This window comes from Methanosarcina sp. UBA411 (genome assembly GCF_002495725.1).
In the GTDB taxonomy this organism is placed as follows: Archaea; Halobacteriota; Methanosarcinia; order Methanosarcinales; family Methanosarcinaceae; genus Methanosarcina.
This window is the reverse complement of sequence record NZ_DAGK01000022.1, coordinates 29554-36173: the sequence shown is the minus strand read 5'-3', so window position 1 is coordinate 36173 and position 6620 is coordinate 29554. Positions and strand designations below refer to the sequence as shown.

The following is a 6620-nucleotide window of genomic DNA, read 5'->3' as shown; positions in this document are numbered from 1 at the left end:
CCTGCTGCTGCAAAACGCTCTTCAAAAAGCAGATCGTCTGCACTCCGGGCTCCGAGAACCGTGTGTACCTCAGAAACTGCACTCTGGGCTGCCTCGGCATAAGGAGCAAGAGGAGCAGCTCCTACCCCGCCTGCAATAACCAGAGTTTTTTCTCCTTCCGATGGCAGGGAAAAGCCCTTTCCGAAAGGCCCTCTGAGTCCGAAAGAATCCCCTTCTTTTAACTCAAAAAGCTTTGAAGTTGCTTCCCCTACTTTCTGGACAGTTATGGAGTTCTTACTCGAGAGGCCCATAGGCACCTCATCCACACCCCTGACCCAGACCATTACGAACTGTCCGGGCTTCATAGTCTCAAACTGGAGATCAAAGAAAAAAGTTTTAACCGAAGGAGACTCTTCATTTATCCGTAATATTGTAGCATTAAGAGGTAGCATCAGACCATCTCATGGGCAAGCCCTATTAATTCTTTTACATCCGAATAGCCTTTCCTCTGCAGAAAAGCTTCGATACCTGTACTGATTTCTGAGAAGATGTCAAGCCTGTCATACACGGCTGATCCGACCTGGACAGCCGCAGCCCCTGCCATCATCATTTCTACTGCGTCCTGCCAGGAAGATACCCCTCCGACTCCTATTACAGGAATTTCCAGGGCAGTATATAGGTCATAAACGCATTTGACAGCTACGGGTTTGACAGCCTTTCCTGAAAGTCCTCCTGAACGGTTTCCCAGGACAGGATATCCGGACTCGATATCTATAGCCATCCCTTTTAAGGTATTAATTGCAACAACTGCATCAGCACCCCCTGATTCTGCTGCATTACCTATGCACGTAATGTCAGAAACATTCGGGGTAAGCTTAACCCATACTGGCACATTTGCCACATCTTTTACTGCGGCTGTTACTGCCTCTACAAGGCAGGGGTTAGAGCCAATGTCAGCTCCATATCCTTCTGCATGTGGACAACTTACATTAAGCTCAAAAGCATCGGGCTTTGCAGGAAGCATACCTTCCGCAACTTCCTCAAATTCGGCAGGACTTCCACCGAAGATGCTTGCAATTATCGGGACTCCGGAGTCCTTTTTTGCAATCTCGAGTTCCTGGATAAAAGCAGGATAGGAAGGATTCGGAAGTCCCATTGCGTTCAAAAATCCGCAGTCAAGCTTGACCATGCTTGGGTTTGGATGCCCGGTTTTAGGCATGGGACCTATGGATTTGGTCACAACCGCGCCTGCTCCTCCCTCACGTACAACCCTACACAAAGATGCCCCGGTTGTGCCAAGCACTCCGGCTGCAAGAATGGTCGGGTTTTTCAGTTTAAGTCCGGTAAGAGTATACATTAGCTGGCTCCTTTCTGCCCTGTTAGAATATCGTTCTTATTATCATTCGCATTATTCACTCGTATAAATCATCTGAGTCACACGAATCTCTGGAAATCTGCAGGAGTGCTTCTTCAGCCAGTCTCTTTCCACCCATTTGTACAAGTCTGCTTCCGAGCTCCTTGGCTTTTTCAATGCCTCCTGCCATAGGTATATATTCATTTATTCCTACAGTTTCTGCTCCATCAAGGGAAAGAACCTCAGCCCGCACATGGATTTCTTTCCGGTCAGGTGTAATTTCGGCATAAGAACCTATGGGAGTGGTGCAACCTCCACCGAGTTCGGAAATTAGGATGCGCTCGATTTCGGTGGCAATCCGGCTGTCGGTATGGTCAAGTTTGGAAACTGCAGCTTCAGCTTCAGTGTCTGCCCTTGTGACAACTGCAACCGTACCCTGGTTAGGAGAGGGACAGAAGAAATCAGGAGAAAGAATCTCACCTTCAAGTTCCCAGCCCATGCGTTCAAGCCCTGCCTTGGCAAGCAGGATGCCATCATATTGCCCTTCTTTGAGTTTCCTGAGCCTCGTATCGATATTACCCCTCAAATCCTGTGTAATAAGGTCAGGCCTGTAGCGCTTGATCTGGGCAGCTCTTCTCAGGGAACTGGTACCTATAATGGACTGCTCGGGAAGCTCATCCAGGGATGTCCCGTCATAAGTCAGCAAGATATCAAATGGGGTATCACGCTTCAGAACGGCAGCGGTTGGAAGGGTCGGCGGGCGAATCGTTGGCATATCCTTCATAGAATGGACTGCTATGTCTATTTCTCCTGCAAGCATAACTTCGTCCAGTTCCCTTACAAAAGCCCCAACTCCGCTTGAGATTGCGTGCAGAGGCCGGTCCGTAAACCGATCTCCGTTGGTTTTTATGATTTTCAAGCTGGTTTCAACGCCCTGTGCTTTCAAAAGGCGTTCAACATTCTCGGCCTGGGCAAGTGCAAGCTGGCTGCCCCGCGTACCTATAATCATGTGAAATCCTCGTTTTCAAAGATGTAAATCCGCTCAGAGATTTTCAGTATATGCTTTAAGGGTTTTTTCGATGTCCTCTTCGCTGTGGGCTGCGGAGACGAAATTGGTCTCAAACTGTGAGGGAGGGAGGAAAATTCCGCTTGCGAGCATCCTGTGGAAGAAAGCAAGGTAACCCTCCTTATCGCACTTCAGAGCTTCCTGGTAATTGTGAGGTTCTGCCCCGAAGAATATCTTGAACATTGAAGCAATTCCGCATACGCTGTAATCAAGTCCATTGTCCTCTACAATTTCGGAGAGTACAGCCCGTATGTAATCACCCTTTGAATTGACTTTTTCGTGAATCTTTTCTTCTTTCAGATAGTCGAGCACTGCAATACCTGCAGCCACGGAACACGGGCTTCCGCTGAAAGTTCCTGCCTGATAGACTGGGCCGGATGGAGAGATCATTTCCATGATTTCCCGCCTGCCGCCAAAAACCCCTATAGGCAGGCCTCCACCCACAATCTTTCCAAGGGTGGTCATATCAGGCACGACCCCGAAGTATTCCTGTGCCCCTCCCATTGCGAGCCTGAATCCGGTAATAACCTCATCGAATATAAGAAGCACATCATTTTCCAGGGTAAGCTTCCTGAGTTCTTCCAGGTATCCGGGAAGGGGAGTTATCGGACCTATGTTACCGAGCACGGGCTCTATGATGACTGCAGCCAGTTCATCTCTGTTCTTCTCCACGAGCTCGGTCATTGCTTCAATATCATTGTACGGAGCCTGAAGGGTGTACTTCGTGAAATCTGCAGGAATTCCCAGGGAATCGGGTTCTCCAAGGGTTGTAGCTCCTGACCCTGCTTTTACCAGTACCGCATCATGTGCCCCGTGAAATCCGCCTTCAATTTTGATGAATTTGTTTCTACCAGTAAAGCCACGGGCAAGGCGAAGGGCGCTCATCGTGGCTTCTGTACCTGTGGATACGAAACGGAGCATATCAATACTGGGATAATACCCTGCAATTTTCTCGGCGAGAGTTACTTCAAGCTCTGTTGGGGTTCCGTAGAGCCAGCCTTTGTCGAGCTGGGCTTTAATAGCCTCTTTTATTACAGGGTGGTTGTGCCCAAGGAGAGCAGGGCCATAAGCCAGACAGTAATCGATGTATTCGTTCCCATCAAGATCTTTTATTTTTGAGCCGTCGGCTGATGCTGTATAGAAAGGATAGGGCTTGATTGCGCGTACAGGACTGCTTACCCCACCCGGAATAAGGGTCTTTGCTTTCTCATACATCTGTCTGGACTTCTCAAGTGTTACCTCGGATATCATGGAAATCTCACCGGATTGGACTGAAAATTTGTAATAATTCTTTGTGAATTCAAGTGAAGTTCTGAACTGAGCTTAAATTAGATATCGAACTGAATTTATACTGAGCTAAATCATATCGAACTAAATTATATCGAACTAAATTATATCGAACTATATTATACCGAACTATATTAATATTAAACGGACTTTATATATTAAGCTGCACTTTGAAGTAAGGCGTTTTATACCTTACTGTATTCCTTTTCTATCTTATAACAGAGCCTTCCCCTATTAAGCAGTTATTGATGGTTTGGGCTGTAACTGGAATGAGCAATAAGCTTGAAAGACGAAAGCTGAAAGACGGGGAAGAAGGAAAAACGAAATAAAATTTCTGAAAAGAAGGAGCGCCTGAAAAAAAAGGCGCTTACTTCAGCGTGCGGGCGACATCCTTTGCAAAGTAAGTGATGATAATGTCAGCTCCTGCCCTTTTGATGGAAATGAGGGATTCATACACGGTTTTCTCTTCATCAAGCCAGCCTTTAGCTGCTGCGGCTTTAAGCATGGAGTACTCCCCACTTACATTGTATGCGGCTGTGGGCATCTGGTATTCCGTCTTGACACGATAGATAATATCAAGGTAAGGAAGAGCTGGCTTTACCATTATTATATCTGCACCTTCAGCCACATCGAGGGTTACTTCCCTGAGAGCTTCATCACTGTTTGCAGGGTCCATCTGGTAAGTAGATCGGTCTCCGAAAGAATATCCTGATTCGGCGGCTTCCCTGAAAGGCCCATAGAAAGAAGAATGGTACTTTGCAGCATAGGACATGATTGGAATATTCTCAAATCCGTTGAGGTCAAGTTCTTGCCTAATCGCTTCTACCATTCCGTCCATCATTCCAGAGGGGGCTACCATATCAGCGCCTGCTTTTGCATGGCTGACCGCAATTTTTCCGAGAACCTCAAGGGTGGGATCATTCAGGATTTCTTTCGTTTCAAAATCCACAATTCCGCAGTGCCCGTGGCTTGTGTACTCACACATGCAGATGTCCGTGATCACCACAAGTTCGTCCCCTACTTCGGCTTTGATTCTCCGGACAGCTTCCTGCAGGACATCGGTCTCCCCATAGGAGGAACTACCTTCCGCGTCCTTGAATGCAGGCACTCCGAAAAGGATTACTGCAGGAATCCCGAGATCTGCAATCTCTCTTGCCTCTTTTGCAATCTCTGAGAGAGGGAAACTGTATATGCCTGGCATGGAAGAAATTTCAACAGCAGAATCGATAGTCTCATTTACAAAAATAGGCTGAACCAGGTCGTCTAGGGATAAGGTAGTTTCACGCACTAGGTTCCTGATTTTTCCTTTTCTCAATCGTCTTAACCTGATATCTGGAAACATTTGATCACTTCTCTGTGAATTCTCTGCGAATCTCATGTAGTTTCTGATTCTTTTTATTAGTTGCCTTTTTCAGAGACCCGATTTGTCATATTTCCGCAATCGGGTTTTATTTTTTCTATATTTGCCTTTTCTTTTTCCAGGCAGAAGACCCTCGAAACTACATCAAGGAATTCTTCATTTCCGAGCTCTGCGGCCTGGCGGAGAACTTTGGTAGGTTCGGCAAGAATTTTGTTTACTATGGAATGGGTAAGGTCATCAAGTACCTCAGTTTCAATTTCCCCTATAGTATGGTAGGCACAAAGCCTGTTGACTGCTTTTTCCCTTTCCCGTATCCTTACATCGTATACCTGCCTGTAAAGGTCAGAAATGATTTTATCTGCTTTCTGGCGCTTATATTGGAGATTTAAAAGCCTGATCTCATCCTGAATTATCCCTTCGGCTTTTTTAGCTTCCTCTTTCCTCATCTTGAGCGTCTTCTCACTGATTACCCTGAGGTTGTCAATATTGCACAGTTCCACGTTAGCGAGTTCAGCAACCGATTCTTCGATATCCCTGGGATTTGCTATATCAATTAAGAGGAGTTTACGGGATTTATCCCGGTCTTTTATAGCTTTTTCAACAATTTCTCTGGTTAAAATGTAATGAGGAGCACCTGTACCACTGATTACTACATCAGCATCTTTAAGATAAACCTCTACTTCATCGAGCCTAACTGCGTGTCCTCCTAGTTCATAGGCAATTTCTTCGGCTTTTTTGAAAGTACGGTTAGCAATGTAGATTGCTTCAATGTTCTTTTCAGCCAGAGCTTTTGCTACAAGGACACCGATTTCCCCTGCTCCGATCACAAGTACGTATTTTCCTGTGAGCCCTTCCAGAATATCCTCTGCAAGATCCACAGCTGCAGAACCTATGGAAACCGAACCCTTATTTATTCTGGTCTCGTTGCGTATACGCTTTCCGACCTGAATAGCCTTATCAAAGGCAGTATCCAGGATTTTTCCCGTTGTTTCTTTTTTCTTGCAATACGCATAGAGGTCTTTTATCTGTCCAAGGATCTGGTCTTCTCCTACAATCATAGACTCAAGCCCCCCAGCAAGCCTGAGAAGGTGCTCAAGGGATTCATCGTGCCCATAGAAATCTATAATATGGGTGGAAGCTCCCATTTCCTTTGCAAAAGAGAAAAGTACACTGCTGCTTTTGGGGGAAACAACATAGATTTCAACGCGGTTGCAGGTTTTTAACACGACACATTCGTGAACGTACTCATAATTACACAGGTGGTGGAGTAGCCCGTCCAGATCTCCGTGCCAGGCGGACTCCATTTCCTCAATTTTTGCTTTTTTATGGGATATAACCATACTTGAGATTTCTGTCACAGAGAGCCTCCGGATAGAATGGATAAGGGGATATAGAATTAATATAAGGAGTTAATATAAGGAATTATAAATTAAACTTTGTCCAGGACTCCTTAGCCTTTTCTCATTAAATGAATTTTTATCTACAGAATACTTCGAGTTAAAGTTTTCATTTGCAGAATATTTTGATTCATAGAGTATTTATGTTCAAGAAGCTTTCTCTTCTTCTTGTTTTTA

Annotated in this window: 5 protein-coding genes and 1 pseudogene; all 6 read right to left on the bottom strand. The window is 45.5% G+C overall.

The genetic code is table 11. The features are described from left to right. Positions 1-431: pseudogene (locus tag BP861_RS08485) on the bottom strand (dihydroorotate dehydrogenase electron transfer subunit); the annotation flags it as partial. After that, a complete protein-coding gene (locus BP861_RS08480) occupies positions 431-1336 on the bottom strand; it encodes a dihydroorotate dehydrogenase (protein WP_292374382.1) in 906 nt (301 codons plus the stop codon). The gene BP861_RS08480 and the pseudogene BP861_RS08485, both read right to left, overlap by 1 nt. Before the next feature lie 55 nt (positions 1337-1391). Continuing rightward, on the bottom strand, positions 1392-2342 hold the full coding sequence (hemC, locus tag BP861_RS08475; RefSeq protein WP_292374380.1) for a hydroxymethylbilane synthase: 951 nt from the start codon (positions 2340-2342) through the stop codon (positions 1392-1394). Between the two features lie 33 nt (positions 2343-2375). Further along, positions 2376-3650 carry a glutamate-1-semialdehyde 2,1-aminomutase gene (gene hemL / locus BP861_RS08470; RefSeq protein ID WP_292374378.1) on the bottom strand — a complete coding sequence of 425 codons (1275 nt, stop codon included), beginning with the start codon at positions 3648-3650 and terminating at the stop codon, positions 2376-2378. Positions 3651-4053: 403 nt separating this feature from the next. Further along, a complete protein-coding gene (gene hemB / locus BP861_RS08465; protein ID WP_292374400.1) occupies positions 4054-5028 on the bottom strand; it encodes a porphobilinogen synthase in 975 nt (324 codons plus the stop codon). A 56-nt stretch (positions 5029-5084) separates the two neighbouring features. Then, positions 5085-6404 carry a glutamyl-tRNA reductase gene (gene hemA / locus BP861_RS08460; protein ID WP_292374376.1) on the bottom strand — a complete coding sequence of 440 codons (1320 nt, stop codon included), beginning with the start codon at positions 6402-6404 and terminating at the stop codon, positions 5085-5087. Positions 6405-6620: the final 216 nt, after the last annotated feature.

What these genes read in the sequence shown, in the direction of transcription:
- hemC (WP_292374380.1), bottom strand. Translation starts at nt 2,342, where the DNA reads ATGATTATAGGTACGCGGGGCAGCCAGCTTGCACTTGCCCAGGCCGAG.
- hemB (WP_292374400.1), bottom strand. Translation starts at nt 5,028, where the DNA reads ATGTTTCCAGATATCAGGTTAAGACGATTGAGAAAAGGAAAAATCAGG.
- hemL (WP_292374378.1), bottom strand. Translation starts at nt 3,650, where the DNA reads ATGATATCCGAGGTAACACTTGAGAAGTCCAGACAGATGTATGAGAAA.
- BP861_RS08480 (WP_292374382.1), bottom strand. Translation starts at nt 1,336, where the DNA reads ATGTATACTCTTACCGGACTTAAACTGAAAAACCCGACCATTCTTGCA.